Genomic DNA, 24,462 nt, shown 5'->3' on the forward strand with positions numbered 1-24,462 from the left:
CCGACGATTCGAGCATTTCTTTTGGGGGCTGAAATGAGACTTACCGTCAAAGCAAAGCTGGCCGGCGCCTTTGGCCTTGTCATCCTGTTGTCCATGGTCGCGGGCGCGATGGGTTACATGAAGCTCGGCGACATGGTCAACACCGCCGAGAGTCTCGTTTCGCGGGCCGGACGCATGGATAAGGCCGCCGAGCTCGAAAAGGGCATCCTGCTTCAGGTGCGCGCGGAGAAGAACGCCATCATCGCTTCGGAAAAGGACTATGATCAGTTCGTCGCCGATTTGGCGAAGATTCGCGAGCCGCTGCTCAAGACCAGAGACGAGATCTATGCCGGAGCGACCGACAGAGGCAAAAAGCTGGTAGATGGCTTTTCGGCCGCCTACGTCAAGATGAATGCCTATCAGGACGAGACGGTTCGCCTCGCCAGGGTCGACAAGCCGGCGGCGATCGACCGTTCGATGAACGATGGCCGCAAGGTCGTGGCTGACGCACTGGCGGCCGCAAATGCCTACATCTCTCTTGTAAAGCAGGCCATGGCCGAGCAAACCGAGCAGGCAAGGCAGGACGGCGCGCGGGCAGAGATGCTGTTGATCATCCTGGTGATCACCTCCTTCTTGATCGCGGTGGTGGCGGCGACCTGGATTGCGCTCAATATCAGCCGCGGGCTCAGCCGTGCAGTAAATCTTGCCGATGCGGTCGCGATCGGCGATCTCAGCCAGAAGATCGACGTCGTCAGCAATGACGAGATCGGCGATCTCGTCAAGTCGCTGAATACGATGACCGTGAATCTGAATGGAACGGCTGGTATCGCCAACGAGATCGCGCAGGGCAATCTCACCGTCGACGCCAAGCGGCTGTCGGACAAGGATACGCTCGGCATGGCGCTGGAGCGCATGGTCGAGAAGCTCCGCATGATCGTCGCGGAAGCGCTGACAGCGGCGCAGAACGTCTCGGCCGGAAGCCAGGAGCTGTCGGCCAGCGCCGAACAGCTCTCGCAAGGCGCGACCGAGCAGGCGTCCTCGGCCGAAGAAGCGTCTTCGTCGATGGAGGAAATGGCGGCGAACGTGAAGCAGAATGCCGAGAACGCCAACCAGACCGAGAAGATCGCGGGACAATCGGCGAAGGATGCAGAAGCCAGCGGCGCCGCGGTCGGCCGCGCCGTTGAGGCGATGCAGACGATCGCGGAGAAGATCACCATCGTGCAGGAGATCGCCCGCCAGACCGATCTTTTGGCGCTGAACGCCGCGGTCGAGGCGGCGCGTGCCGGCGAGCACGGCAAAGGCTTTGCGGTGGTTGCTTCCGAAGTGCGCAAGCTCGCTGAGCGCAGCCAGGCGGCCGCGGCCGAGATCGGCACGCTGTCGGCGGAAAGCGTTAAGGTCGCACAGGAAGCGGGCAGCATGCTGGCCAAGCTGGTGCCGGATATCAAGAAGACGGCGGAGCTGGTGGAGGAGATCACGGCGGCCTGCCGCGAACAGGATGTCGGCTCGGCCCAGATCAACCAGGCGATCCAGCAGCTGGACAAGGTCGGCCAGCAGAACGCCAGCGCATCCGAGCAGGTCTCCTCGACATCGGAAGAGCTCGCCTCCCAGGCCGAACAGTTGCAGTCGACCATCGCCTATTTCCGTATCGACCAGGCAAAGGACAAGCCCGCGGCAGCGATGCCGATCGACAAGGCGGTCGGCCAGCTTCGCGCGAAAGCCGCAAGCATGGCGGCTGCCGACCGCAGCGCCAAGAAGCCTGCCGCCAAGCCGGTGCGTGCGCTCAAGACGGCTGCCGGCGGCGGTGGTTTCGCCTTCGCGATGGAAGACGGCGAGGACGATCGCGACGCTGATTTTCAGCGCTAGCAACACGCGGGGCCAGTCTTTACAAGGCCAGCCCCCGCGATCTCTGACCGGAAGGACGCAACATGGCCGGCACGGCTCAATATCTGACGCTTGGTCTCGCCGGGGAGACCTTCGGCATCAGCATCTGCAACGTTCGCGAAATCCTCGACATGCGCCCGATTTCGCGTCTGCCGCACGCGCCGCATTTCATGCTTGGCATGATCGACGTGCGTGGGAGTGGCTATCCGATCGTCGACCTCAGGCTGAAGCTCGATCTGCCGAGCGTGCCGGCAACGGAGGCGACGCGCATCATCATCCTGGACGTGCCGATGAACGACCGCCTGGTCGGCGTCGGCTTCGTGGCGGACTGTGTCTTCGAGGTCACCGACATCGACGAGGATTCGATCGGTCCCGTGCCCTCGGTCGGCGGACGCTGGCAATCCGACTACATCGCCGGCATCGGACGCAAGGGGGAAAGGTTCGTCATCATCTTCGATCTCGCACGATTGATGGCCGATGCCGAAGTGCCCGCCGACGAAGCCCGGGTCGACGCATCAGCCGCAGCCTAGACTTTGCGAAATCGGCGATGCTGGGGGCCGGGGTACATCTATCCGATCGTCAATTCCGCACGATCGCTCAAATGATCGAAGGGCAGGTGGGCATCAAGCTGCCGGCCGGAAAGCGCCTGATGCTGGAAGGGCGGCTGCACAAGCGTGTCCGCGCGCTCAACTATTCCGGGCTCAACGAATATGTCGAGCATCTGTTCGACAAAGCGCTGCCCGACGACGAGCTCATCCATCTGATCGATGTGGTCACGACCAACAAGACGGACTTCTTCCGCGAGCCGGCGCATTTCACTTTCTTGAAGGAGGTCGCGGTGCCGGCGCTCCTGAAGCAGCGCGGCCGTGGATCGCACGGCCTGAAGATATGGAGCGCGGCCTGCTCGACCGGCATGGAGGCCTATACGACCGCGATGGTTCTCGACGACATGACGAGGTCCGGCGCCAGGTTCCAGTTTCGTATCCTCGGAACGGATATTTCGACCGCGGTGCTGCGGCTTGCCAAGGCCGCCATCTATACGCGCGACGTCATCGCGCCGGTCCCTTCCGAGTTCATGAAGCGCTACTTCCTGTCGTCGAAAGACCGCTCGTGCAACGAGGTGCGCGTGGTGCCGGAACTACGGCGACGGACGAACTTCATGCGGATGAATTTGATGGATTCCAGCTATCCCGTGGACCGCGACGTCGACATCATCTTTTGCCGGAACGTCCTGATCTATTTCGACAGGCAGACGCAGCGCAAGGTCGTCGATCAGCTTTGCGCGCATCTGCGGCCAGGAGGTTATCTGATGGTGGGGCATTCCGAATCGATGATCCACAACACGGTGCCGACATTGAAGCAGGTTCAGCCGACGATTTTTAGAGGCTAGAGCATGATCCGGGAAAGTGGGAACCGGCTTTCCTCGCGACAAACGCTAAGCGTTTGCGCGGGAGATCATGCTCAAAGAAAAGAGAGCAACGAGGAGCGCACGGCAATGCCCAGGCAGAAAGTTCGCGTGCTGATCGTGGACGATTCGGCGTCGGTGCGCCAAATTCTCACGACCATCCTGAGCGAGGATCCCGATATCGAGGTGATGGCGACCGCGTCCGATCCGTTCGCCGCGGCGCGGCGGTTGCAGAACGAATTGCCCGACGTAATCGTCCTCGACATTGAGATGCCGCGCATGGATGGAATCACGTTCCTGCGCAAGATCATGGCGCAGCGCCCGATCCCGGTGATCATCTGCTCCTCGCTCACCGAAGAGGGCTCCGATCAGATGTTTGAAGCCTTCGAAGCCGGCGCGGTCGATATCGTTCCCAAGCCGCGGGTCGATACGCGGCAGGCGCTCCTGGAATGCTCGAGCCGGCTGCGCGAAGCCGTGAAGTCGGCCGCCCGTGCACGCGTACGCCCACGTCAGCAGCGGCGCATCATCGAGAAGAAGCTGACCGCGGATGCCATCATGCCGCCGCCGATCCAGGGGCGTTCACGGCCGACCACCGAACGCATCGTCTGCATCGGCGTCTCGACCGGCGGCACCGAGGCGCTGCTCGACGTGCTGGAAGCGCTGCCGACGAATTGTCCCGGAATCCTGATCGTCCAGCATATGCCGCAGGGCTTCACCGCGGCATTCGCGAGGCGTCTCAACGCTGCCTGCCAGATCACGGTGAAGGAGGCGGAGGATGGCGAGCCGGTGCAGCCGGGCTGCGCCTATATCGCGCCCGGCGCTCGCCACATGCTGCTGCAGCGGACCGGCCTGCGTTACAGCATCGCGATCAAGGACGGTCCGCCGGTGTCGCGGCATCGGCCCTCGGCCGACGTCCTGTTCCGTTCGGCGGCTCAATATGCCGGCCGCAATGCGCTCGGGATCATCATGACGGGGATGGGCGACGACGGCGCCAGGGGCTTGTTGGAGATGCGCAGGCTTGGTGCTGCAACGTGCGCGCAGGACGAAGAGAGTTGCGTGGTGTTCGGCATGCCGAAAGAGGCAATTGCGCACGGCGCCGTGGAGAAGGTGGTCTCGCTCGGCCAGATTTCCCGGGAAATCATGCTCTGGCACCAGGCCGGACAACCTACCCTGACGGAGTGATGCCATGATCTCTCCCAACGACCAGACCGATACGGTTGCTGCGGCGCTCGCGTCCGTCGAGGATGTGTCGTCCCGCATTGAGGATAGTTTCGCCAAGGTCGGCAAGCATCTCGGTCGCGGCCACGCTCTGTTCAAGGAGCTGGAGGGCGCGCTCACCGAGCTCTCGCGCGAAATGTCGGGCGCGGAAATCGAAGGCACCTCGACGGCGCTTCAGGATATTGCCGGCCGGCTGAACGCGCTCGCCGAGGCGCTGCCGGCGGAAAGCGCGTTTCTCGGCCGGATCGGCGAGGATGCCGAAGCGGCGTCAGCGCAGATCGCTCCGCTCTTCAAGCATATCCAGATGATCTCAATCATCGCGCGGAGCGCGCGAATCGAGGCGGCTTCGCTCGACGGCGACCGCGACAGCTTCCTTGATTTCACGAAGGAGGCGTTCGAGCTCGGGCAATCTGTCCAGCATTCGATCGAGGGCTGCGCGCGCGATCAGAAGTTGTTGTCGATAGCGGTTGAGACTGCGCTCAATCGGCAGAAGGAATTCGAGAAACTCTATCGAGAGCAGCTTCTCGCGGCGAGTGCCGGGCTGATTTCTGCCTATGCAGGGATGCGCGAGCAGCAGGACAAGAGCGTTAACCTCGTCGAGCTGGCGGGCAGGAGCACCAAGAAGATCGCCGATGCCGTCGGCAGCGCGATCATCTCGTTGCAGTCGGGCGACAGCACGCGGCAACGCCTGGAGCATGTCTGCGACAGGTTGCAGCGTGCTGCTGCTCCGGCAGTAAGCATCGTTCCGGTGATTGATACGGATAGCGGCGCGCAGGGAGCCCAAATCATCCGCCAGCTCCAGGCTGCGCAGCTGAAGGATGCGGAGCGTGAGTTCGGCGATAATATCGGCGCGATCATTCGTTCGCTGAACGCCATTCTTGCCGATGCAACCGGCGTCGTCGCACAAGGCCGCGCGGTGTATGGCGGCCGGGATGGCGGGGCACCATCGTTCCTTGCCGTCATCAAGCAAACCTTGGCGCAGGCCTCGGAACTGATTGCGACCTGCGAGAGTTCGGGCAGATCGGTCGATGCGGCCCTCTCGGTCGTGGAGGACACGCTCGGCAAGTTTCGTCTCGCGATCGCGGGTCTTGGCGAGGCCGTCGTCGACATCATCCTGATCGGCATGAATGCCAGCCTCAAGGCCGGCCATCTGGGCGTGAAGGGCAATGCGTTCGTCGTGATCGCCAACGAGCTCAAGGCGACCGCGGATCAGGTCTCCGCCGGTGCTTCCAGATTGAAGCCGGTCCTCGATCGCATCGAACGCGCTGCCGGCGATCTCAAGGAGCTGCGCGATCATGGAAATCCCGCGCAACTGACCAGGCTGGAGCCATCGATCCTGCAAACGCTGCAGGAGATCGAGGCCGGCAACGGGCGGCTCGGTCGGCTGATGGACCGGCTCGTCCACGAGGGCGCCGAGTTCGAGGCCTTGATAGGAGGGGCCCGCGATCTGATCACCGCACTCGGCGAAGCGTCGGCGTCGCTTCCGGCCGCTGCTGCGCGCCTCGAGGCGTCGAGCGCAATCGCCGGAAGGCTGTCGCTGACTTCGAGCGATGAGGCAGTGCTGGACGATCTATTCGCGCACTACACGATGGAACGGGAGCGGCAGGTCCATCGGGATGTCCTGCAGCGCCTCGGCTTGATGTCAAAGTCCGCGCCGCACCGGCCTGAACCGGAGGTGCATGATGATGGCGTGCTGCTGTTCTGAGATGGTGCAAGAAGTCATTGGCGAAGAAACTTGAAGAAATCGACCCAGTTCTCGAACGCGACGACGCGGCCATCGACGATAGCGTCTATGACGCCGTCGCGGCGGCAGTGAACAGGCACCCCCTCCACGATACAATCGGCACGAAAATCCGCCGCTGAGCGGTTGGGCTGTTCCGAGTAATAGCGCTTCTCGTCTTGCTCACCGGGGCAGAGGTACCAGAGAAGGAACAGCAGGAACAGTCCATTGCTGAGCAGGGTTGTGCTCAGGGGAACGTTGAGCAGCGCCAGCAGGGCAAGTGGGGATGATGTTGCGATCATCAAAGGCGAGAGATGCCGCGAGCAGCTGTTGCCGATGGAGAGCATCAGTCCGCACATGAACATGACCAATGGCAGCCAGATCAAGCCCGTCGAGGCGATACCCTCGGTCGCGAACAATGAAGCATTCAGGTTTCCGACACCGTATCGACCGGCGAAAATGACACTGAGCTGCTCTGAATAAGGACAGCCGAAGATCATTCGGATGACATTGATCTGACAGAAATGGGTCTTCGGATGAACAGCGAAGAAATCAGCATAGTAGTCGATCGCGATCGAAGGGATCGCAAACATTCGCTCATTCGCGTAGCCGAACACGGAATGCGCAATCGGGTTTCCCGCAGGCAGGGTCGCATGGAGGAGTAATCCGAGCGCGAGTGGAGCGCCCAGGGAGATGACGGTCGCCTGCTTCGGCTCGAAGGATCGAAAGGTCAGGAAGATGAAGGGAAGCCATATCGCAGCGAACAGAACCGTCTTGTTCAGCAGCGCCGGATAGAAACATGGTATCAATAGCAGACTGGCCGCGGCCAAAAGGCGTGATCCGCGCTGCGCGTAGAACGCAAATGCAAAGGGCAGCACGGCGTAGATGACGTTGTTCGTCGTATAGCTCAGAAAGGTCGGTTGCGCGATGCCGCTGCGCAGTTGCGCTGCCGCTTGCAGCCCGACAAGAGCAAAACCGTAGCGGTAATTCAGCAGAAGAAGCAGGACTGCGACGACAAGCAGAGCCTTGACGCAGATATCCATCGTCTTCGTCTTGATTCTGAACATTCGTGGCGCGCGCCAGTTCTGAACGAGAATCGGCACCAGGAATGCCAACAGAGAGGCAAGGGTGGACCACCGCACGATCGCGGGATCATATCGCGACGAGGTGAAGTAGCTGAGCCAGACAAACCCAACAACCATCCCGGTGAACGCCACGCCCACCAAGTATCCGAAGCCGAAGTTGGCGAAGGCGAACAGCGGCAGCAGGCACAGCGAGACTGCCGTACCAAGCATGGCACTCCACGAGGGGTGAAGAGCTATCCCCGCAGCAAGCTCCACTGCGGTCAACGAGGCCACGACCAGCGCCAAATAGAATGCAAGCAGCACTTGAGCAGCCAGTTCGCTGGATCCGGTCAGCTCAAGATGCCATCGATGCGGAAAGGACCGGTCGGCGTACTGCATGTGATGCCCAAGATCGCGATAAAGCCTGCTCGTGTCTGCGTCCTCAAGTCAAAGTTCAGTGAACGGCGCGACCGGCCCTCGAGAGAGGCTTTGCCGGGCAGCCGACATAGGTCCCAGGTATGTCCAGGGATTCGACCACCGCCGCGCCGGCACCGATCGTGATGTTGTCGCCGACGCGGACGCCATCGATCACCGTCGCGCCTGTCCCGAGGAAAACAAAGCTGCCGATGCGGCTTCGTCCTGCCACCACTGAATTCACAGAGACATGCGAAAAATCGCCGACCGCAGATTCGTGCTCGACAATTGCGCCGGTGTTGATGATGCAGCCTCGTCCCACTCGCGCCAAAGGGCCAATGTGGGCGTGATGTCCCACAAAACACCCGGGCGATATGGATGCGTTCACATCCACCGTTGCATGGCTCGAGATGACGTTTGCCAAATCCCAACCTGCCGATTGCGCGAATTCGATTTGCTGCTTTCGCTTGGCGTTGTCTCCAACCCCTGGGATGCACGACCATCCCGGCGGGATGCTCTCAAGGAGTTCACGCCTTACCGGAAAGCCCAGAAAGGACTCACCGTCCCTTGCATTCTCGTCCACGAACAGGAGCGACCGCACACCATTCGCGATCGCCACCGCGGCAACGCTTCGGGCGTGTCCTCCGAATCCCAGTATCAGGAGCCCGCCGTCACCTTTCATTGGCTCCTGACCGGAAGAAGGAACGGATCACAGTGCAGACCGTCGTGACGCCCTCCAGCGAGAGTTCTGGAAAGCTCGGAAGGTTCAAGCCTCTTGCACTTAGCGATTGAGCAACCGGATGTGTCTCGTCTGCCTTGCAGTGCGGAAGCGTGTGACATGGGTAGAACAAGGGGCGCGTCTCGATATTCGCCGCCTTCAACCAATCTCTGAGCGGCTGTCGAATATTGGGATCGTCGACAACGATCGAACACATCCAATATGAGTTCGTTGTGTCGGGATATTCTCCCAGCAATCTCAATGGAAGTCCCTCGAGGCCTTGCTGGTACCACGCCGCGATCTGGCGCTTCTTTTCCAGAATCGGGCTCGCATTTTCCAACTGAGCCAAGCCGATCGCTGCACAAATGTTGGTCATCCGATAATTGTATCCAACCGCGTCATGCCAGTATTCGCGGTCTGGCGAAACAGCTTGAGTCTTGAGGTGATACGCCCGGTCCAGGAGATCCTTGTCCCTTGCGACCACCATGCCGCCTTCGCCCGTTGTGATGGTCTTGTTTCCAAAGAAACTGAAGGTCGCGAAATCTCCGAAGGTTCCGACGTGCCGACCCTTGTAGTAAGTGCCGAAAGCTTCGGCACAGTCCTCGATCAGCCACAGATCGAATTCTTTACATATGTTAACCAGCGCGTCCATTTCGCAGGCGTGTCCATACAAATGGACAGCCATCAGAGCCTTTGTCCGCGGGGTAATCTTGCGGCGAACATCCTCGGGATCGATCTGCCAGGTATCCTCGCGTGAATCCACGAACACCGGCGTCGCACCGGCCTGGATGATCGTGTTCACCGTTCGCGGTGCTGCTGCTCGGCGTGGCGCTGGCGGTCGCGGCGGTTCCGGAAGGATTGCCGGCGGTGGTCACCGCCGTGCTGTCGATCGGCATGCAGCGGATGGCGAGGAAGAACGCCATCATCCGCCGCCTCGCCGCGGTAGAAGCGCTCGGCTCGGCGACCGTCATCGCATCCGACAAGACCGGCACCTTGACCCGGAACGAGATGACCGTGCGCCGGGTCGTGACGGCGAGCGGCTGCACCAATCTCTCCGGTACCGGCTACGCGCCGGAGGGAGAGGTGCATCTTGTTGGCGATGCATCGGACAAGGGCGCATTGCAGTTCGAGCTCGAGCGCACGCTGACGGCGGCCGAACGCGCCAACAACGCGATACTTGAAGAACGCGACGGCACCTGGATCGTGCAGGGCGATCCGACCGAAGGCGCGTTGATCGTCGCCGCATGCAAGGCCGGCCTGCACCCTGACGCGCTCGATCACCGCTTTGCCCGGATCGGCGAGATTCCGTTCTCGTCCGAGCGCAAATTGATGAGCACGGTGCATACGGATGCGGAGCGGCGCGATCGCCTGATTGCGGTGACCAAGGGCGCGCCCGATATCCTGCTCGCGCGCTGTAGCCACGAACTCGTCGGACAGGACGCGGTCGCGCTCACCGACGCGCGTAAGTCGGAGATCATGGTGAGCAATGATGCGCTGGCCGAGGAAGCACTGCGGACGCTTGGTGTTGCGTTACGCTCGCTGCCGGCGGATCGAAAGCCGCCCGATGCATTCGACGAAGACGTGGAGCAGCACCTCGTCTTTCTCGGCCTGATCGGCATGATCGATCCGCCGCGCCGGGAAGCCCGCGATGCAGTTGCCCGCAGCCGGGCAGCGGGAATCCGCCCGATCATGATTACCGGCGATCATCCCAGGACCGCGGCGATCATCGCCGCTGAACTCGGCATCATCACCTCCGGTCAGCGCGCCATTTCCGGCGCCGAGCTCGAAGCCATGACGGAGCAAGACCTCGATCGCACCGTACAGGAAGTCTCGGTTTATGCCCGCGTCAATCCCAGTCACAAGCTCCGTATCGTGAAGGCATTGCAGCGGGCAGGGGAAACCGTGGCGATGACCGGCGACGGCGTCAATGATGCCCCGGCGCTGAAGGCGGCCGACATTGGCGTCGCGATGGGCATCGCCGGCACCGATGTCTCCAAGGAGGCCGCCGACATGGTCCTGGCCGACGACAACTTCGCTACCATCGTCGCCGCCGTCGAGGAGGGACGCGCGATCTTCGCCAATATCCGGAAATTCCTGCGTTACCTGCTGTCGTCGAATATCGGCGAGGTGATGACGATGTTCTTCGGCGTCGTGCTGGCGGATGCAATCGGACTTTCCGCCGCCGGCGGTGTCGTCGTGCTTCCGCTGCTGGCGACGCAGATCCTCTGGATCAACCTGGTGACTGACGGTACGCCCGCGCTCGCCGTCGCCGTCGACCCGGCGGACCCGGCCATCATGCAGCGCCCGCCACGCCCGCGCGATGAGGGTGTCATGACGCGTCAGATGTGGGGCGGGATTTTCCTGGTCGGGATCATCATGGCATCAGGCACATTGCTGGTGCTGGACGCCTCGGTTCCAGGCGGCCTGATCGAAGGTTCGGGCACGATTGCCTATGGGCGGACCATGGCTTTCACGACGCTGGTGCTGTTTCAACTGTTCAACGTTTTCAATGCACGTTCCGACGAAGTCAGCGCATTTCATAGTCTGTTCACCAATGGCTGGCTCTGGGCGGCGGTGGTGCTTTCGCTCGTGCTGCACGCGTTCGTGATCTATGCGCCTTTCCTCCAGGAAGCGTTTTCGACCGTCATCTTGAGCGCGGGCGACTGGCTGCTCTGCGCGGTGGTCGCAAGCTCGGTCTTGTGGCTGCGTCAACTGAGCAAGATCGTGATGCGGGGGATCGGCCTTTCGAGCGTCCGTTTGACGCGCGCATAACCGCCAAACACGCAATGCCACCGCAGTAAGCGGCTCTATGGAGTCCGGTCAAATCAATTTGCGGCCGCGACTGCCAGACGTGCCTTCAGTGCTGGAGCCGAGCTGAACTCTCACGCTGCGCGGATATTGGCGAGGAAGCCGTCGACCTTGCTTCGCAGCATCGCCGTCTGCAGGCCGACAAAGGCCACCGTGACGATCCCGAGCACGGAAACGCCGACCATGATCATCAGCTTGGAGGAAATCCTGAGATTGCCGAACATCGCACACCTGTTCTGGAGCTTTCGGCGGCTTCGGCCGCCGATGGTTCCGAAAGGATTAACGCGAATTGGTGAAATTGCCCCTAAATAGGGGCGGCAGCAGTCCCGTCGGACGCAGTCGATCACCACTTCAGGCACCGCAAATCCGCGTCGAAAGGTCACGCCTTTCGCGGCGAGCACAGCGCCGGACCGTAGAGCGCGACGAAGCCGATGAAGGCGATCGCCCAGGCGGCGCCGGCGACCGTGAGCAGCGGGATCATGTGCGCGGGTTCGAGCGAGGCGCAGATGCGTGCGAGTGCAGCGGTGACGATCGCAGCATAGATCACCTGCGTGCCCGCAGAGGCTTGCAGCGCGCGGCCGGTATGGCCGAGCGTGGCGCGGGTCATCACCGCAAGCGTCATCGCGCCGATGGCGCCGCCGGTCCAGGCATGGATTCCGGCTCCCACCGGAACGAGGTCGATGGCGGCGAGGCCGGTCAGGATGAAGCCCACCGGTATGAAAGCGTAGGCCAGATGCAGGATCAGCACCAGGCGGTCGGACAGGGTCCGGTATCCAGCCCAGCGGCCAAGCCGGATCAGGTGGAGGACGCCGGCGGTCAATAGCAGCACCGCGGGGAGTCGACCTGAGGGCATCGCGACCCACGAGAAGAGCGCGATGGCGCCGATCGCGGCCGTGATGCTGTCGAAGCGGCCGAACGGTGTCGGCATATGGCCGGCGGATTGGCGCGCCAGCCAGTTGCGCGTGAAGCTCGGAACGATGCGGCCGCCGATCAGCGTGACCAGCATGATCACCAGCGCGATCGCAAACCGCGTCGAATATTCGGCAAGCCCATTGAAATGCGCCTCGAGGTGGAAGGCCACATTGGCCAGCGAGAGCAGTGAAACGATCGCCACGACCGGGATGTTGTTCCACTTGCGTCCCGCCACGATCTCGCGTGCCGCGGCCATCGCGAGCAGCGTGAGGAACGCAACGTCGATCACGGCGGTCGCCGCCCATCCGATCGATGCCGAGAGGAGAATCGCGAGCCGCCCGGCGATCCAGGTCGAAACCAGTATTGCGAGCGCATTGCCTTGCAGCGGCAATCGTCCGGTCCAGTTCGGCACCGCCGTCAACAGGAAGCCGCCGATCACGGCGCTGACATAGCCGAACAGCATCTCATGCACATGCCAGTCGCGTGGCGAGAATGCCATGGTCAGCGCCAGATGACCTGCATACACCGGCAGCCAGATCAGGATGATGGCGCCGGCATAGGCCGCGCCGAGCAGGAAGAACGGACGGAAGCCGTAGGATAGCACGGCCGGCCCTTGATAATCGCGCAATCTTGGGATCGACATCGCTGGCATCCGTCCGTCTGCTTGTTTCTACTTTCCCGCCTCGGCGGTCTTGCCGGCATCGAGCTTCGCGAACAGCGTCGCGAACACCTGCTTCGCCTTGCCGGTCTGCGGCACGGCCTTCGCCTGGTCTAGATTGCCGGGCGTGCCCACCACGACCATCGCGACCATGCCCATGCCGTAATGCGGCAAGCACTTGATGCCGTAGACGCCGGGCTGCTCGAATTTGACGCTGACGTCCTCGCCGTTCTTGCCGGCAAAGGCGGTGGCGCCATCGGGCAGCATGCCCTTGATGGTCTCGGCGTTGTGGCCCTTGTCGGTGGCGACGAACTTGACGGTGTCGCCCGGCTCGGCCCTGACCAGGGCCGGCTCGAACACCATTACCCCTTCAGTGCCCCTGTTGAGCATCTTGACCTCGATCTCGGCAGCGGCGGCGAGGCTGGTCATGGCCAGCATGGCGGCTGCCGCCAGAGGTATCGTTCTGCGCATATTAAACTCCTCGAAACCTTATTAATGTGGGTGTATTGAGCCTTAGCGTTCCGGGGCCTTGCGCGATTTGCGTCAGGACAACGTTCTGGAGGATTATCGTTTTGGCCTCCGGTTCCGCCCGTAGTTGCCTCGAGGAGGCCGCGGCTTTAGGTTCCGCGCCGCCGGTTTCGTACGAAGAGAGCACCATGCCGCCTGTGGACCGATCTGTCGTGGCTGACCTCGCGCTGTTCGCCGGGCTTGGCCCGGCGGAACTCGACGAAGTGCTGCGGGAAGCGCGCTCCATCCGGTATCCAAAGGACAGCGCGGTCTTTCACCAGGGCGCCGAGGCCGATGCCTTCTTCGTGCTATTGCACGGCCATCTCCGCGTGGAGAAGACCACGCCGCAGGGACAGCAGATCGTCGTCCGCTACGTTTCGCCCGGCGAGATTTTCGGCGTGGCGCAGGCGCTGGCGCTAAAGCACTATCCGGCAACCGCGGTGGCCGCGGTCGACAGCATCGCGCTGTGCTGGCCATCGGCAGCGTGGCCGCGCTTGACCTCGAAGTTCCCGAGCCTCGCGGCGAACGCGCTGCAGACGGTCGGCAGCCGGCTGCAGGATACGCAGGCCCGCGTCATCGAGATGTCGAGCGAGCAGGTCGAGCAGCGCGTCGCGCATGCGCTGCTGCGGCTGGCGAATCAGGCAGGCCGCAAGATCGAGACCGGTGTCGAGATCGATTTTCCGATCAGTCGGCAGGACGTCGCCGAGATGACCGGCACGACGCTGCATACGGTGAGCCGTATCTTGAGCGCATGGGAGCAGCGGGGCCTCGTTGAAGGCGGCCGCCAGCGCATCGTGCTGCGTGATCCTCACAAATTGTTCGCGCTGGCCGAAGGCCGCGTGCCCTCCGAAAGATCCGGTGGCTGACGGACGCCACACGGCGCGCACTGGACCTGGATGACCGATTTCATCCAACGAACTGAACCGGAGGTTGTGTCGTCGGCGTGTCACCCGCGAACCTCGGATTCCGCCTCGTCGTCGAACGGCGGTCCGTCCGCGTTTGCTATTGCTGACAGCCTTGGCGGTCGGTGCGCCGGGCAGGTTGATCTGGCCTGCCCAGCGTGTGGTGGTCGGCTACTCGCCGGTCTTGTTGAGATTCGGCGCGGCCAGTGCCGAATCCAGTCCGAGCAGCCGGGCGCGATCCTTCCGTTCTTCGGCCAGAAGGTCAAGTTCGCGCTCAAGCGAACGGGCCACCTCTTCCTGTGCCGATTTGCGACGTTGGCTGCTTTCGAGAAGTTTTGGCGATTTGGTAGTCACACAAGGTCCCCGTGTCATCGGTCTGTCATGCACAGTGATGGCATGGACGATTGCGCCATCTAAAATCAAATACTTTTTAGTGGCTAAGTTTGTGCGCCGTCCCAATGCCGACAAAGTATTCGTGCAGCAGAAGTCGCTTACAAACGAAAATCCAGTCGGTATTTTAGAGCAGGTTCGGATGTCGCCGGTTCTCAGCGAATGTCGCAATTCTGTGACGCCGTTTCATCCGTCCACAGCCGACCAAACAATGGCGCTCGCGACGACGCTATTTTCGCGCAGCGCCGAAGATTTCCAGAAACCGTCGCCCGCTACCGTCGTTGTTGTCAAACAACCGGGTTCGATCATGCGGGGCGATCGCGTCAGCCTGACCCATCAACCGTCACGCCGGTCGAGCCAGCTCGGCATGCATACGCGCCCACTCGCCGGATAAGACGAATGAAAAACAGAAGCCCGAACGCTGCCCCCTACATCCTGACCGCACTCGCGATCGCCGCCGTGATCTGGACCGCCCTCGGTTCGCCGCATAGCGAACGGCCGGTCACGAAGCAATTCGCCCGCAGCACCGTGGCGCCGTGATCGAGCCTGGCTATCAACAAGCCTAAGTTCGCCGCGCTGGAATGTGCCTGCCGTCATTGCGAGCCACCGGGCGGCGCTACGCGCCGACCCGGTGGCTCGCAATGACGACAATGGGGAGAGTGCGCGACACGACGCTTTCCCGGTGCCGATCAATGCGCCCATTGTGGGAGAGGGCAGCTCCGGCGCCGGCCACGAACTCGCTTGGGTGAGGGATCTCTCTCCACGAGCGCCGTCGCCCGCGGAGACAACCCCTCATCCGTCGCGCATTTCATGCGCGCCACCTTCTCCCACAAGGGAAGAAGCGACGAGGTAGGGTGGGTAAAGCGAAGCGTGCCCACCATCAGGAGCGGAGTGCTGGTGGTGGGCACGGCGCTAATGCGCCTTTGCCCACCCTACGGCTCCGTGCTCGACAACGCAAAACTACGCCGCCTTCGCCTGCACGGTGTCGCAGAATTCGGCGAGTCTGTCGGCAAGCCGCAGTGTGGCGGGGCTGGCGGCGGGGCAGGCGAGCAGGGCGAGTTCGGTCTTGTCGATCGGCGCAAAGCCGTCCTTGGTCGTGAGCATGCGGTGATCGGCCTGGATCGCGATCTCCGAAAGAATGCTCAGGCCCATGCCGGCGGCGACCGCCGCCTGGATGCCCGACAGGCTCGAGGACGTATAGGCCATGTGCCAGGAGCGGCCTGCGCTCTCCAGCGCATGAATCGCGCCGGCCCGGTAGAGACAGCCGGCAGGAAAGCCGATCAGCGGCACCGAGCCGGTGCGAGTGTCGCGCGGATGCGTCTTGCCGGTGACCCAATGCACCCGTTCCGGCCACGCCGCGATCGCGCCTTTCTCGCCGGCGCTGCGCTTGAGCAGCGCAAGATCGAGCTCGCCGCGATTGAGATCGCGCTGCAGGTTCATGCTCTGGTCGGCGCGCACGTCGAGCCGGAGCGTCGGATGCGAACGCGAGAAGGCGCCGAGCAGCTTTGTCAGCCGATAGGCGGCGAAATCCTCGGGGATGCCTAGCCGGATCGCCCCCTGATATGTCGGCCGCGTCACGACATCGCGCGCCTCTTCGGCGAGCGCGAGCAGCCGCCGCGCATAGGACAGCAGCCGCTCGCCGGCTTCGGTCGGGGTGACGTCCTTGCCGTTGCGGACCAGGAGCGGCTGGCCGACATCCTCCTCGAGCCGCTTGATCTGCTGGCTGACGGTGGATTGCGTGCGGTGGACGCGCTCGCCGGCACGGGTGAAGCCTCCGGCATCGACCACCGAGACGAAACTGCGCAGCAGCTCCAAATCGAACATGGCGGCACCTATTCAGAAATCTACTGGATGTCAGTCTACCATTTAATTTCCAAATGTGAAGGCGAGGGCCTACGTGGAAGGGCAAAGAGAATTCCCGAAGGACACCTCAATGTCGCTCGCGCCCCCGGTCGCGGTTTCCCGTCCCGGCTTCAATCCGCTGCCGCTCCTGATCGCCCTGTTCTGCCTGCTCTGGAGTTACGCCTTCATTGCCGGCAAGATCGGCGTCACCAATTGCCCGCCGCTGATCCTGCTGACTGCGCGATTTTCGCTCGCCGGCACCCTGATCCTCGGCTTTCTCGCCCTGCGCGGCGAGGCGTGGCAGTTCTCCTGGCGCGATGTTGCGGTCTACTCGGTGCTCGGCGTTGCCAACAACGCGCTCTATCTCGGGCTCGGCTATACCGGGCTGAAGACGGTCTCCGCCGGGATCGGCGGGCTGATCGTCTCGGCCAATCCGGTGTTCACGGCGGTGCTGGCGGCGCTATTTCTCGGGGAGGCCCTGACCTGGCGCAAGGTCGCAGGGCTGATGCTCGGCGTTGCCGGCGTCGCCTTCATCGTCTGGCATCGGATCTCCGTCGGCAGCGAGCATGTGGAAGGCATAGTGTTCACGCTGGCCTCGCTCGCCTCCATCGTCACCGGCACCATCCTGTTCAAGCTGCTCGCACCCAAGGGCAGCCTGTGGATCGGCAACGGCATCCAGAATCTCGCCGGCGGCCTTGCGCTCTTGCCGTTCGCGTTCACGCTCTCCAGCGTCTCCGAGATCGTGCCGAGTGCGCGGCTGCTCGGCGCATTCGTCTTCCTGGTGTTCGGCGGTTCGATCCTGGCTTACGCGCTGTGGTTTCATCTGTTGAAAGTGTGTGGCGCCACCTCCGCCAGCGCCTACCACTTCCTGATGCCGCCGCTCGGCATGTTGTTCGCATTCCTCGTGCTCGGCGAGCATGTCGAGTCCCGCGATCTGCTCGGCATCATCCCGGTCGCGCTCGGCATCTATCTCGTGACCCGTCCCACCGCCGCGCCTGCATCGCGCGCCTGACGACATGTCTTGCTTGTGACACAGGGACCAGCCAGATACAGCGCCGGGAACCGAACCATGTTCGGTTCGTTGTCGCAGCGGCTGGACCAGGCATGGCGCAACACAAGGCATCGACTGGCAATCACAGCAAGCCCGGCAATAAGCCGGCCCCCAAGGCCAAGCCGCGCCAGCCCTTCGATCTCAAGCGCTTCCTGAAATCGCTCGGTCCCGGACTGATCACCGGCGCCTCCGACGATGACCCGTCCGGGATCGGCACCTACAGCCAGGCCGGCGCACAGCTCGGTTACGGCATCGGCTGGACCCTGCTGTTCACGTTCCCGCTAATGGCGGCGATCCAGGAGATTTCGGCCCGCGTCGGCCGCGTCACCGGGCACGGCATCTCGGGTAGCGTGCGCCGGCACTATCCGCTGTGGCTGCTCAACATCGTGGTCGCGCTATTGTTCATCGCCAACACGATCAACATCGCGGCCGATCTCGGCGCCATGGCGGATGCAGCGACGCTCCTGGTCGGCGGGCACTCCATCCTCTACGTGCTGTTTTTCGGGGTGACGTCGGTGGCGGCCCAGATTTTCCTTGATTACAAGCGCTATGTCGCGGTGCTGAAATGGCTGACACTGAGCCTGTTCGCCTATGTCGCGGCCCTCGCCTTCGCGCGCATCTCGTGGGGCGAGGCGCTCGCCGGCATTTTCATTCCAAGGCTCACTTGGAGCGAGAGCTATTTCACGACCATCGTCGCGATCTTCGGCACCACGATCTCGCCTTACCTGTTTTTCTGGCAGGCTTCGCAGGAAGCCGAAGACCAGCGCGTCGATAGCAGGAAGCACCCGCTGATCGAGAAGCACTATGGTGCGCGGAAGGAGTTTTCCCGCATTCGCGCCGATACGATTATCGGTATGGCGTTCTCGAACCTGATCGCACTCTCGATCATCGTCACGGTGGCTGCGACCCTGCACGTGGCCGGGAAGACCGACATCCAGACCTCGGCGCAGGCGGCAGAGGCGCTGCGTCCCATCGCCGGCCCGTTCGCGGAAGTCATCTTCGCACTCGGCATCGTCGGCACCGGACTGCTCGCCATTCCCGTGCTCGCGGGCTCGGCCGCCTATGCCGTCGGTGAGGGACGTCAGTGGCCGGTGGGACTGGCGCGCAAGCCGAAGGCGGCCGCCGCATTTTATGCCGTGCTGGCGCTGTCGGCCGGCTTCGGCATCGCGCTGAATTTTTCCTCGATCAACCCGATCTCGGCCCTGTACTGGAGCGCGGTCATCAACGGCGTGCTCGCCGTTCCCGTGATGGCGCTGCTGATGGTGATGGCGCGCCGCCGTGACGTGATGGACCGCTATGTCATCACCGGCCCGCTCTATTGGCTCGGGTGGCTGTCGACTGTGGCGATGCTGCTGAGCGTGGTTGCGATGGGCGCGGGATGGCTCCTTGGCGCGGTGTAGCTCGGCTATTTCGGCGTTGCGCCGGCGCCGCCGCCATCCTTGGATGCCTGTGTTCGCGTCAACGCCTGCGCGCAGCCCGAGCTGAGCTCACGTGCATGGCTTTGCAGGCAGGCCATGATACGGCCGCCTCCGGGCGACACATTGCTGCACAGGCGACTGTAGTCGCCGCGGCAGGTCTGCATCGTGGTCCTCGCCTCGCTGCGCAATTGCGTCGGGATCAGGGTTTCGCCTCTCGATGCTCTCGCTGTCACGGTTGCTACGAGCGCCAGTACGGACAAGATGCGAAGGGGCGTCAGGATGGTGGAAGAAAGGGACATGCTGTTCTCCTGATGTCGAGATGTCGTGGAACGACTGCCCGATGCCTCGGGCAGTCGCAGCGCTCACCAGCGCGAGACGGTGGTCCGGCGGACGTAGCTGTTGCCATACGGGCCGGTGCGCACCGCGGTGCGCGAGCAATACCCGTAGCCACAGCCGCCGGTCACGCGCACGGTCGATACCCCGCGCGGGCCGTAGAAGGTGCCATAACGGGTCCAGGCGCTGGCCTCGGCGACGGTGGCGATCGAGAGCAGGCCGGCGAGCGTGGACATGGCGAGAAGCTTCTTCATGGTCGCGGTCTCCTTGATGGATAACGGCTGCCGTTGCGGCAGCCATGCGTGGAGACTGGATGCGGCGTGTCAGCGCGATATTGCTGGGGCGCAACGGCCGGTATCGCTTTGTCGATGCCGTGTAACAGTATGTAACAACGCGGGCCGCAGCCTTGCGCCGAGCACAACCTTGTTCAAAATGCGGCGATGACAGCGCCTCAAGCTTCGCTTCTGATCGTGGAGGACGATCCCGAGATCAGCCGGCTTGTTGCCGACCTCCTGCGGCGGGAAGGATTCGCGGTCGAGTGCGCCGACAGCGGCAAGGCGATGGACGCGGTGCTGCAACGCGTGCGTCCGGACCTGATCGTGCTGGACCTGATGCTGCCGGGCGAGGATGGGCTGTCGATCTGCCGGCGGCTGCGCGTGGACGCCGATATCCCGATCCTGATGCTGACGGCCAAGAGCGATGAGATCGACCGCGTGGTCGGTCTCGAGATGGGCGCCGACGATTACCTGTCAAAGCCGTTCGCGCCGCGCGAATTGCTGGCGCGCGTGCGCGCCATCCTTCGCCGTGTCAAGGCGGCGCCGGCGAAGCTTCCGGTCCGTCGCTATGCATTCGACCGGTTTGTGATCGACCTGGATTCGCGCAGCATCCAGTTCGGCGAAGCGGCCGAAGCCGCGCTGTCGCTCACCAGCGCAGAGTTCGATCTGCTGGGCTGCTTCGTACAGCGGCCGCGCCGGGTCCTGACCCGCGACCAGATCCTCGATTGGACGCGCGGCCGGTCCGCCGAGCCGTTCGATCGCACGGTCGACATGCTGATCTCGCGATTGCGCAAGAAGCTCGATGCTGCAAGCCCCGGCTCGAACCTGATCACCACCGTGCGCAACGGCGGCTATCTGTTCACCGCGATCGTCAAGCAGGTGTCGTGATGCTGCGGATAACGCTCGCAACACGCCTGGCCCTGATCGCGATCGTCGCGCTGTTCGCCATCAGCCTCTTGATCACCACCGCCTTCTATCTCACTTCGGTGCGGGAAGGCGAATTTGCGCGGCCCTCTCCACTGCGGCTCTCGGCGATTGCCGAGTTGATCGAACGCTCGGCGCCGGACAAGCGCCGGTTGATCCTGCAGGCCGTGTCATCTCCGCAATTTGCCGTGCGCCTTGATGCTTCCGGCGCGACACTGGACCCGCAGCCCGGCTCGCAGGATACGCATGTGCGGCTGCGTGAGCTCTACGCCAATGCGCTGCCCGGACGCGACGTCAGCGTCGCACCGGCGCCCGCTGCGAGCAATGGCCGGCGGTTTCCGCGGTTGGGCAGGGTGATATCGAATGCCGTCGAGTTGAGGGTTGGATTGCGTACCGGGGAGACGCTGGTAGTCGATGCATCCACGCGCCTGCCGGTGACGCGTCTCGGCTTGCCGGTTGGTCTCGGTGCGGGATTGATCGGGACCATCATCGGGCTGATCGCCTTGCTGATCATGCAGCGCGAGACCAGGCCGCTGGCGCGTCTTGCTGCCGCCGTCGATCGGGTGGACCTGTCCGCTGATCCGCCGTCGCTTCCCGAAGCGCGTCGCAGCGCGCCGGAGATCCGCGCGGTGATCGCAGCGTTCAATCGGCTGCAGGCGCGCTTGGGCGAGATGATGCGCGCGCGCATGACGCTGGTCGGGGGCATCGCGCACGATGTCAGGACGTTTGCGACGCGGCTCCGTCTGCGCGTCGACAAGATCCCTGATGCCGCCGAGCAGCAGCGCGCCATCGCCGATATCGACGACATGATCCGGTTGCTTGATGATGCATTGCTGTCGAGCCGCGTCGGCGCCGGGCAGCTTTCCCAAGAGATGGTCGAATTCGAAGCCGTCGTCATCGCCGAAGCCGACGACCGGCGCGCCCAAGGCGGTCGCGTTGATGTTGCGATCGATGATGCGGCCAAGGGTGCGATCGTGCTCGGCGACCGGCTCGCGTTGCGACGTATCGTGGCGAACATCATCGACAACGCGTTGAAATATGGTCACGTCGCGCATGTGCGGATGAAGCTCGATCAGGCCTCCGCCATTCTCACCGTCGATGATGAGGGGCCGGGCATTCCCGCCGACCGACGACAAGCCATGCTGGAGCCGTTCAATCGGCTCGAAACCTCGCGCAATCGTGCGACCGGTGGCGCGGGATTGGGGCTCGCGGTCGTGCGCAGCCTGATGGAAGCCCATGACGGCACGATCGAGATGGCCGACGCCCCGGACGGCGGCACGCGGGTGCGGGTCGCGCTGCCGGTGTTTCTGCCGACGTGATCGCGGGCCGGCTCAATCGCGCCGGAATACGATCGAGGCCATCCAGCCCGTCATCAGCGCCATGGCGGCGGTCACGAAGCCATAGGCAAGGCCGTTCTGCCGCGCAGTGTTGGCGACGAATTGCTCGAAACCGACCTTGACGATCTCGAAGGCGGTGTCGGCCTTGGTCACCAGCGCACCGTCGGTGAACAATTTGATCTCGACATTGTAGGTGCCGATCGGCACCTCCGCCGGCAGCGGAATGGTGGAGCGGAACAGGGTCGGGGTGAGGAACGTCACCGCCGAGGTCTCCTGGCGATACAGCCCGCGCTCGGAGCGCAGCCGCACGAAGGCGCTGCGGAAGACGTCGTCGGGAACGACGTCGGCATAGTCAGGGCCGACACGCTGCATCAGCAGCACATTGTTGAGCCCGAGCTGCTGGCGCCGCTGCACCTCCGGCGAGGCGATCTGGTCGAAGGGGCGGTTGGAGAACAGCGCGAGATAGGTCGGCACCTGCAGGAACTGCCGGTAATCGCTGTTGATCCAGATGCCGACTCTGCGCTCCTTGCGCCGCGTCACCATGTCGGCGCGCGGTCCGATCACGGTCACCACGAGGTCGTAATTGGTGCGGCCGAGTGGCGTGTCGGCATCCCTCTCGACCGAGCCGAACAGCACCAGCTCCTCGCCGGAATAATTCGGCGTCACCGTGACACGGTGGTTCGAGACCGAGACAATCAGCCGCTCCGCACGGGCAGGGCTCGCGGCGAAGATCGCGACGAGCAGGCTGGCGAGAACGAGAAGCGCGCGCGCGGTCATGGCGCACCTCCGCCGGTTTCGCGGATGGTGAAGAGATCGGTGGGGCGGATCACGAGTTCCACCGCAAAGCGGATGCCGACCGCGAGCACCAGGAGCCCGAGCAACAGCCGCAGATGCTCGCCGCGGATCTTCTGCCCCGCCCGCGCGCCGAACTGCGCCCCGGTAACGCCGCCGACCATCAGGATCAACGCCAGCACAGCATCGACCAGGTGGTTGGTCACCGCGTGCAGCATGGTCGCGAAGATCATCGTCACCAGCGTCAGCACCATCGAGGTGCCGATCACGGTCGAGGTCGGTACTCGCAGCAGGTAGATCATCAAGGGGACGAGGATAAAACCGCCGCCGATGCCCATGATGGCGCCGATGAAGCCGATCACGAGGCCGACAAAGATGACGGGAATGATTGAGAGATAGATCTTCGAGCGCTTGAAGCGCATCTTCAGCGGCAGGCCATGGATCCAGCCATGGCTGCCCGGGCGGCGCAGCGTGACAGCGCCGCCGCGGCGGGTGCGCAGCATCGCGCGCAGGCCCTCATAGGCCATCGCCCCGCCAACCGAGGTGAGCAGCACGACATAGGACAGCCCGATCATCAGGTCGAGCTGGCCGAGCGAGCGCAGATAGGTGAAGGTCCATACCCCGAGCGCGGTGCCGATCGTGCCGCCGCTCAACAGGATCAACGCCAGCGTCGGGTCGATGGCGCGGCGGCGCCAATAGGAGATCGCGCCGGAGAAGGAGGAGGCCGCGATGTGGCTTGCGACGGAGGCGACCGCAACCGCTGGCGCGATGCCGACGAAGATCAGGAGCGGCGTCATCAGGAAGCCGCCGCCGATGCCGAACATGCCGGAGACGAAACCGACCGCCGCGCCCATCGCCAGCACGAGGAAGACATTGACGGGAATATCGGCGATCGGGAGGTAGAGCTGCACGCGCGGTCGCTTCTTATAATGCCGCGGGGCTGGCGCACGGCCATTCCACGGCGCGGTTTTCTGATCGGGCTTGCGGGCAGCGGAATCCGACGCGGGACGCGGGCGCGGATCGGTTGCCGCGTCCCTGCATAACCGAAATCGCCGCGGTGAGGGACTATAGAATCCACCAATGCGGACTTTTTTGTCGCACCTCGGCCGGGCCTCGCCTCACGGCCGGCCGATCGGATCGGTGATCAGGTTCATTGCCTTGGCCTCCTTGGTGCCGAGCCAGCGGATGTCCCTGGTTTGTGACATCGCCTCGATGACGGTGGAGGACACGCCCATTCGGGTCATGTAGTGCAGGACGGTCCCGGTGACGCGCTGGGTGTCGGCGACGGGGTCGGCAACCGGCGTCGTCGTGACGAACCGGTGGACGCCCAGCGTCGAGCCCGCGATGCCGTAGCGAGTGGTGCCGCCGGCATAGGCGAGGACGCAGGCGCTGGCGCAATAGGCGGGCCGGACCCGGCCCGAAGCATCAGCGACGCCGACGGCCGTTGTCAGCCCGCGGGACCTGATGATTTCGCCGATGATAAGCGCTTGGTTCAAATCGCCGCCCGGAGATGACAGAAGGACGACATCGCCGGGCGCGAGATGTGCTTCGTCCAGCCTGTCGCGGAACCAGTTCGCGGCGGCCGGACCGAACTCTCCTCGGATGGCCAAGGCGGGCCGAGAACCGACCGCCCCGCCAAGATCGGCCCTGGCGATCAGTCGCGAACGGAGGCTCGGCGAAAAATACTGGTCTTTCCAATACGCCCAGGCGTCGGGCCGCGACAGGTCCCGATAGGCGCGGATGCCGATGCTCGAGATCAGGAGGACGAATATGACAACCGACCACATCGACCACCTCCAGGCGCCCCGATGAGACGGCCGCGCCTTCGGCAGAGCGCTGAGCTGGCGAGGCGGTGCGACGCGGGGCCCGGTTGGCGGGCTTCGGCGGTGGCCTTCCTGGTTTTCGGCTGACAAG

The 24,462-nt window shown here is 63.4% G+C and carries 25 protein-coding genes and 1 pseudogene; 13 read left to right on the plus strand and 13 right to left on the minus strand.

What is annotated here, in order from left to right; all coding sequences use genetic code 11:
* Positions 1–33: 33 nt before the first annotated feature.
* From J6497_RS31750 to J6497_RS31770, 5 genes are all read left to right on the plus strand, one after another.
* On the plus strand, positions 34–1,842 hold the full coding sequence (locus J6497_RS31750) for a methyl-accepting chemotaxis protein (RefSeq protein WP_225708159.1): 1,809 nt from the start codon (positions 34–36) through the stop codon (positions 1,840–1,842).
* A gap of 62 nt (positions 1,843–1,904) precedes the next feature.
* Positions 1,905–2,390: a chemotaxis protein CheW gene (locus tag J6497_RS31755; RefSeq protein WP_225708160.1), complete on the plus strand. Its 486-nt coding sequence runs from the start codon at positions 1,905–1,907 to the stop codon at positions 2,388–2,390.
* A gap of 17 nt (positions 2,391–2,407) precedes the next feature.
* Positions 2,408–3,250 carry a CheR family methyltransferase gene (locus J6497_RS31760; protein ID WP_225708161.1) on the plus strand — a complete coding sequence of 281 codons (843 nt, stop codon included), beginning with the start codon at positions 2,408–2,410 and terminating at the stop codon, positions 3,248–3,250.
* Positions 3,251–3,355: 105 nt separating this feature from the next.
* On the plus strand, positions 3,356–4,447 hold the full coding sequence (locus J6497_RS31765) for a protein-glutamate methylesterase/protein-glutamine glutaminase (RefSeq protein ID WP_225708162.1): 1,092 nt from the start codon (positions 3,356–3,358) through the stop codon (positions 4,445–4,447).
* A 4-nt stretch (positions 4,448–4,451) separates the two neighbouring features.
* The gene (locus J6497_RS31770; protein WP_225708163.1) at positions 4,452–6,188 is read left to right on the plus strand and encodes a chemotaxis protein; all 1,737 of its coding nucleotides are present in this window, start codon (positions 4,452–4,454) and stop codon (positions 6,186–6,188) included.
* Positions 6,189–6,202: 14 nt separating this feature from the next.
* On the opposite strand, the gene J6497_RS31775 is transcribed toward J6497_RS31770, so the two are convergent.
* The 3 genes from J6497_RS31775 to J6497_RS31785 are packed head-to-tail and all read right to left on the minus strand — an operon-like array spanning position 6,203 to position 9,201.
* On the minus strand, positions 6,203–7,666 hold the full coding sequence (locus tag J6497_RS31775; protein ID WP_225708164.1) for a hypothetical protein: 1,464 nt from the start codon (positions 7,664–7,666) through the stop codon (positions 6,203–6,205).
* 55 nt (positions 7,667–7,721) lie between these two features.
* Positions 7,722–8,363, minus strand: a complete 642-nt coding sequence (locus tag J6497_RS31780; RefSeq protein ID WP_225708165.1) for a NeuD/PglB/VioB family sugar acetyltransferase — start codon at positions 8,361–8,363, stop codon at positions 7,722–7,724.
* Positions 8,353–9,201 (minus strand): DegT/DnrJ/EryC1/StrS family aminotransferase, encoded by an 849-nt coding sequence (locus tag J6497_RS31785; protein ID WP_225708166.1) that lies wholly within the window; start codon positions 9,199–9,201, stop codon positions 8,353–8,355. Before J6497_RS31785 ends, J6497_RS31780 begins: the two co-directional genes overlap by 11 nt.
* 2 nt (positions 9,202–9,203) lie before the next feature.
* On the opposite strand from J6497_RS31785, the pseudogene J6497_RS31790 reads away from it, so the two are divergent.
* Positions 9,204–11,171 (plus strand): annotated as a pseudogene (locus J6497_RS31790) (cation-translocating P-type ATPase); the annotation flags it as partial.
* A gap of 110 nt (positions 11,172–11,281) precedes the next feature.
* Here J6497_RS31790 and J6497_RS31795 read toward each other — a convergent pair.
* From J6497_RS31795 to J6497_RS31805, 3 genes are all read right to left on the minus strand, one after another.
* The gene (locus tag J6497_RS31795) at positions 11,282–11,431 is read right to left on the minus strand and encodes a hypothetical protein (protein WP_225708168.1); all 150 of its coding nucleotides are present in this window, start codon (positions 11,429–11,431) and stop codon (positions 11,282–11,284) included.
* Positions 11,432–11,586: 155 nt separating this feature from the next.
* On the minus strand, positions 11,587–12,762 hold the full coding sequence (locus tag J6497_RS31800) for an NnrS family protein (RefSeq protein WP_225708169.1): 1,176 nt from the start codon (positions 12,760–12,762) through the stop codon (positions 11,587–11,589).
* Positions 12,763–12,789: 27 nt separating this feature from the next.
* Entirely contained in the window at positions 12,790–13,248 is a 459-nt protein-coding gene (locus tag J6497_RS31805) for a pseudoazurin (protein ID WP_225708170.1), read from the minus strand.
* Positions 13,249–13,433: 185 nt separating this feature from the next.
* On the opposite strand from J6497_RS31805, the gene J6497_RS31810 reads away from it, so the two are divergent.
* Complete coding sequence (locus J6497_RS31810) at positions 13,434–14,150, plus strand: Crp/Fnr family transcriptional regulator (RefSeq protein ID WP_225708171.1); 717 nt, start codon at positions 13,434–13,436, stop codon at positions 14,148–14,150.
* 207 nt (positions 14,151–14,357) lie between these two features.
* Here the strand turns inward: J6497_RS31810 and J6497_RS31815 are convergent, their stop codons facing one another.
* On the minus strand, positions 14,358–14,540 hold the full coding sequence (locus J6497_RS31815; protein ID WP_225708172.1) for a hypothetical protein: 183 nt from the start codon (positions 14,538–14,540) through the stop codon (positions 14,358–14,360).
* 37 nt (positions 14,541–14,577) lie between these two features.
* Between J6497_RS31815 and J6497_RS31820 the strand changes: the two genes are divergently transcribed.
* A complete protein-coding gene (locus tag J6497_RS31820; RefSeq protein WP_225708173.1) occupies positions 14,578–14,970 on the plus strand; it encodes a hypothetical protein in 393 nt (130 codons plus the stop codon).
* A gap of 5 nt (positions 14,971–14,975) precedes the next feature.
* Positions 14,976–15,116, plus strand: a complete 141-nt coding sequence (locus tag J6497_RS31825; RefSeq protein WP_225708174.1) for a hypothetical protein — start codon at positions 14,976–14,978, stop codon at positions 15,114–15,116.
* 420 nt (positions 15,117–15,536) lie between these two features.
* Here J6497_RS31825 and J6497_RS31830 read toward each other — a convergent pair whose 3' ends face one another.
* On the minus strand, positions 15,537–16,400 hold the full coding sequence (locus J6497_RS31830; RefSeq protein ID WP_225708175.1) for a LysR substrate-binding domain-containing protein: 864 nt from the start codon (positions 16,398–16,400) through the stop codon (positions 15,537–15,539).
* Between the two features lie 109 nt (positions 16,401–16,509).
* On the opposite strand from J6497_RS31830, the gene J6497_RS31835 reads away from it, so the two are divergent.
* Together J6497_RS31835 and J6497_RS31840 are read left to right on the plus strand one after the other, a co-directional pair.
* Entirely contained in the window at positions 16,510–17,430 is a 921-nt protein-coding gene (locus J6497_RS31835; protein ID WP_225708176.1) for a DMT family transporter, read from the plus strand.
* 92 nt (positions 17,431–17,522) lie between these two features.
* Positions 17,523–18,869, plus strand: coding sequence for an NRAMP family divalent metal transporter (locus tag J6497_RS31840; RefSeq protein ID WP_225708177.1), 1,347 nt, complete (start codon positions 17,523–17,525; stop codon positions 18,867–18,869).
* Positions 18,870–18,874: 5 nt separating this feature from the next.
* Here the strand turns inward: J6497_RS31840 and J6497_RS31845 are convergent, their stop codons facing one another.
* Positions 18,875–19,186: a cysteine rich repeat-containing protein gene (locus tag J6497_RS31845; RefSeq protein ID WP_225708178.1), complete on the minus strand. Its 312-nt coding sequence runs from the start codon at positions 19,184–19,186 to the stop codon at positions 18,875–18,877.
* 63 nt (positions 19,187–19,249) lie between these two features.
* Entirely contained in the window at positions 19,250–19,474 is a 225-nt protein-coding gene (locus J6497_RS31850; RefSeq protein ID WP_225708179.1) for a hypothetical protein, read from the minus strand.
* A 186-nt stretch (positions 19,475–19,660) separates the two neighbouring features.
* Here J6497_RS31850 and J6497_RS31855 point away from each other — a divergent pair, with 186 nt between their 5' ends.
* Positions 19,661–20,383: a response regulator gene (locus tag J6497_RS31855; protein ID WP_225708180.1), complete on the plus strand. Its 723-nt coding sequence runs from the start codon at positions 19,661–19,663 to the stop codon at positions 20,381–20,383.
* Positions 20,383–21,738, plus strand: a complete 1,356-nt coding sequence (locus J6497_RS31860; protein WP_225708181.1) for a sensor histidine kinase — start codon at positions 20,383–20,385, stop codon at positions 21,736–21,738. The genes J6497_RS31855 and J6497_RS31860 overlap by 1 nt, the downstream gene beginning before the upstream one ends.
* A gap of 12 nt (positions 21,739–21,750) precedes the next feature.
* Here the strand turns inward: J6497_RS31860 and J6497_RS31865 are convergent, their stop codons facing one another.
* The 3 genes from J6497_RS31865 to J6497_RS31875 all read right to left on the minus strand — a co-directional run bounded on the left by J6497_RS31865 (position 21,751) and on the right by J6497_RS31875 (position 24,461).
* A complete protein-coding gene (locus tag J6497_RS31865; RefSeq protein ID WP_225708182.1) occupies positions 21,751–22,533 on the minus strand; it encodes a TIGR02186 family protein in 783 nt (260 codons plus the stop codon).
* Positions 22,530–23,459: a sulfite exporter TauE/SafE family protein gene (locus tag J6497_RS31870; RefSeq protein ID WP_225708183.1), complete on the minus strand. Its 930-nt coding sequence runs from the start codon at positions 23,457–23,459 to the stop codon at positions 22,530–22,532. Before J6497_RS31870 ends, J6497_RS31865 begins: the two co-directional genes overlap by 4 nt.
* 207 nt (positions 23,460–23,666) lie before the next feature.
* Positions 23,667–24,461, minus strand: coding sequence for a COG3904 family protein (locus J6497_RS31875; protein ID WP_225708184.1), 795 nt, complete (start codon positions 24,459–24,461; stop codon positions 23,667–23,669).
* Position 24,462 lies beyond the last annotated feature (1 nt).

It is taken from the genome of Bradyrhizobium cenepequi (genome assembly GCF_020329485.1).
GTDB lineage: Bacteria > Pseudomonadota > Alphaproteobacteria > Rhizobiales > Xanthobacteraceae > Bradyrhizobium > Bradyrhizobium cenepequi.

What these genes read in the sequence shown, in the direction of transcription:
- J6497_RS31800 (WP_225708169.1), bottom strand. Translation starts at nt 12,762, where the DNA reads ATGTCGATCCCAAGATTGCGCGATTATCAAGGGCCGGCCGTGCTATCC.
- J6497_RS31855 (WP_225708180.1), top strand. Translation starts at nt 19,661, where the DNA reads ATGACAGCGCCTCAAGCTTCGCTTCTGATCGTGGAGGACGATCCCGAG.
- J6497_RS31765 (WP_225708162.1), top strand. Translation starts at nt 3,356, where the DNA reads ATGCCCAGGCAGAAAGTTCGCGTGCTGATCGTGGACGATTCGGCGTCG.
- J6497_RS31760 (WP_225708161.1), top strand. Translation starts at nt 2,408, where the DNA reads ATGCTGGGGGCCGGGGTACATCTATCCGATCGTCAATTCCGCACGATC.
- J6497_RS31755 (WP_225708160.1), top strand. Translation starts at nt 1,905, where the DNA reads ATGGCCGGCACGGCTCAATATCTGACGCTTGGTCTCGCCGGGGAGACC.
- J6497_RS31865 (WP_225708182.1), bottom strand. Translation starts at nt 22,533, where the DNA reads ATGACCGCGCGCGCGCTTCTCGTTCTCGCCAGCCTGCTCGTCGCGATC.
- J6497_RS31820 (WP_225708173.1), top strand. Translation starts at nt 14,578, where the DNA reads ATGGCATGGACGATTGCGCCATCTAAAATCAAATACTTTTTAGTGGCT.
- J6497_RS31810 (WP_225708171.1), top strand. Translation starts at nt 13,434, where the DNA reads ATGCCGCCTGTGGACCGATCTGTCGTGGCTGACCTCGCGCTGTTCGCC.
- J6497_RS31850 (WP_225708179.1), bottom strand. Translation starts at nt 19,474, where the DNA reads ATGAAGAAGCTTCTCGCCATGTCCACGCTCGCCGGCCTGCTCTCGATC.
- J6497_RS31845 (WP_225708178.1), bottom strand. Translation starts at nt 19,186, where the DNA reads ATGTCCCTTTCTTCCACCATCCTGACGCCCCTTCGCATCTTGTCCGTA.
- J6497_RS31780 (WP_225708165.1), bottom strand. Translation starts at nt 8,363, where the DNA reads ATGAAAGGTGACGGCGGGCTCCTGATACTGGGATTCGGAGGACACGCC.
- J6497_RS31840 (WP_225708177.1), top strand. Translation starts at nt 17,523, where the DNA reads ATGGCGCAACACAAGGCATCGACTGGCAATCACAGCAAGCCCGGCAAT.
- J6497_RS31835 (WP_225708176.1), top strand. Translation starts at nt 16,510, where the DNA reads ATGTCGCTCGCGCCCCCGGTCGCGGTTTCCCGTCCCGGCTTCAATCCG.
- J6497_RS31825 (WP_225708174.1), top strand. Translation starts at nt 14,976, where the DNA reads ATGAAAAACAGAAGCCCGAACGCTGCCCCCTACATCCTGACCGCACTC.
- J6497_RS31795 (WP_225708168.1), bottom strand. Translation starts at nt 11,431, where the DNA reads ATGTTCGGCAATCTCAGGATTTCCTCCAAGCTGATGATCATGGTCGGC.
- J6497_RS31775 (WP_225708164.1), bottom strand. Translation starts at nt 7,666, where the DNA reads ATGCAGTACGCCGACCGGTCCTTTCCGCATCGATGGCATCTTGAGCTG.
- J6497_RS31860 (WP_225708181.1), top strand. Translation starts at nt 20,383, where the DNA reads ATGCTGCGGATAACGCTCGCAACACGCCTGGCCCTGATCGCGATCGTC.
- J6497_RS31770 (WP_225708163.1), top strand. Translation starts at nt 4,452, where the DNA reads ATGATCTCTCCCAACGACCAGACCGATACGGTTGCTGCGGCGCTCGCG.
- J6497_RS31805 (WP_225708170.1), bottom strand. Translation starts at nt 13,248, where the DNA reads ATGCGCAGAACGATACCTCTGGCGGCAGCCGCCATGCTGGCCATGACC.
- J6497_RS31750 (WP_225708159.1), top strand. Translation starts at nt 34, where the DNA reads ATGAGACTTACCGTCAAAGCAAAGCTGGCCGGCGCCTTTGGCCTTGTC.
- J6497_RS31830 (WP_225708175.1), bottom strand. Translation starts at nt 16,400, where the DNA reads ATGTTCGATTTGGAGCTGCTGCGCAGTTTCGTCTCGGTGGTCGATGCC.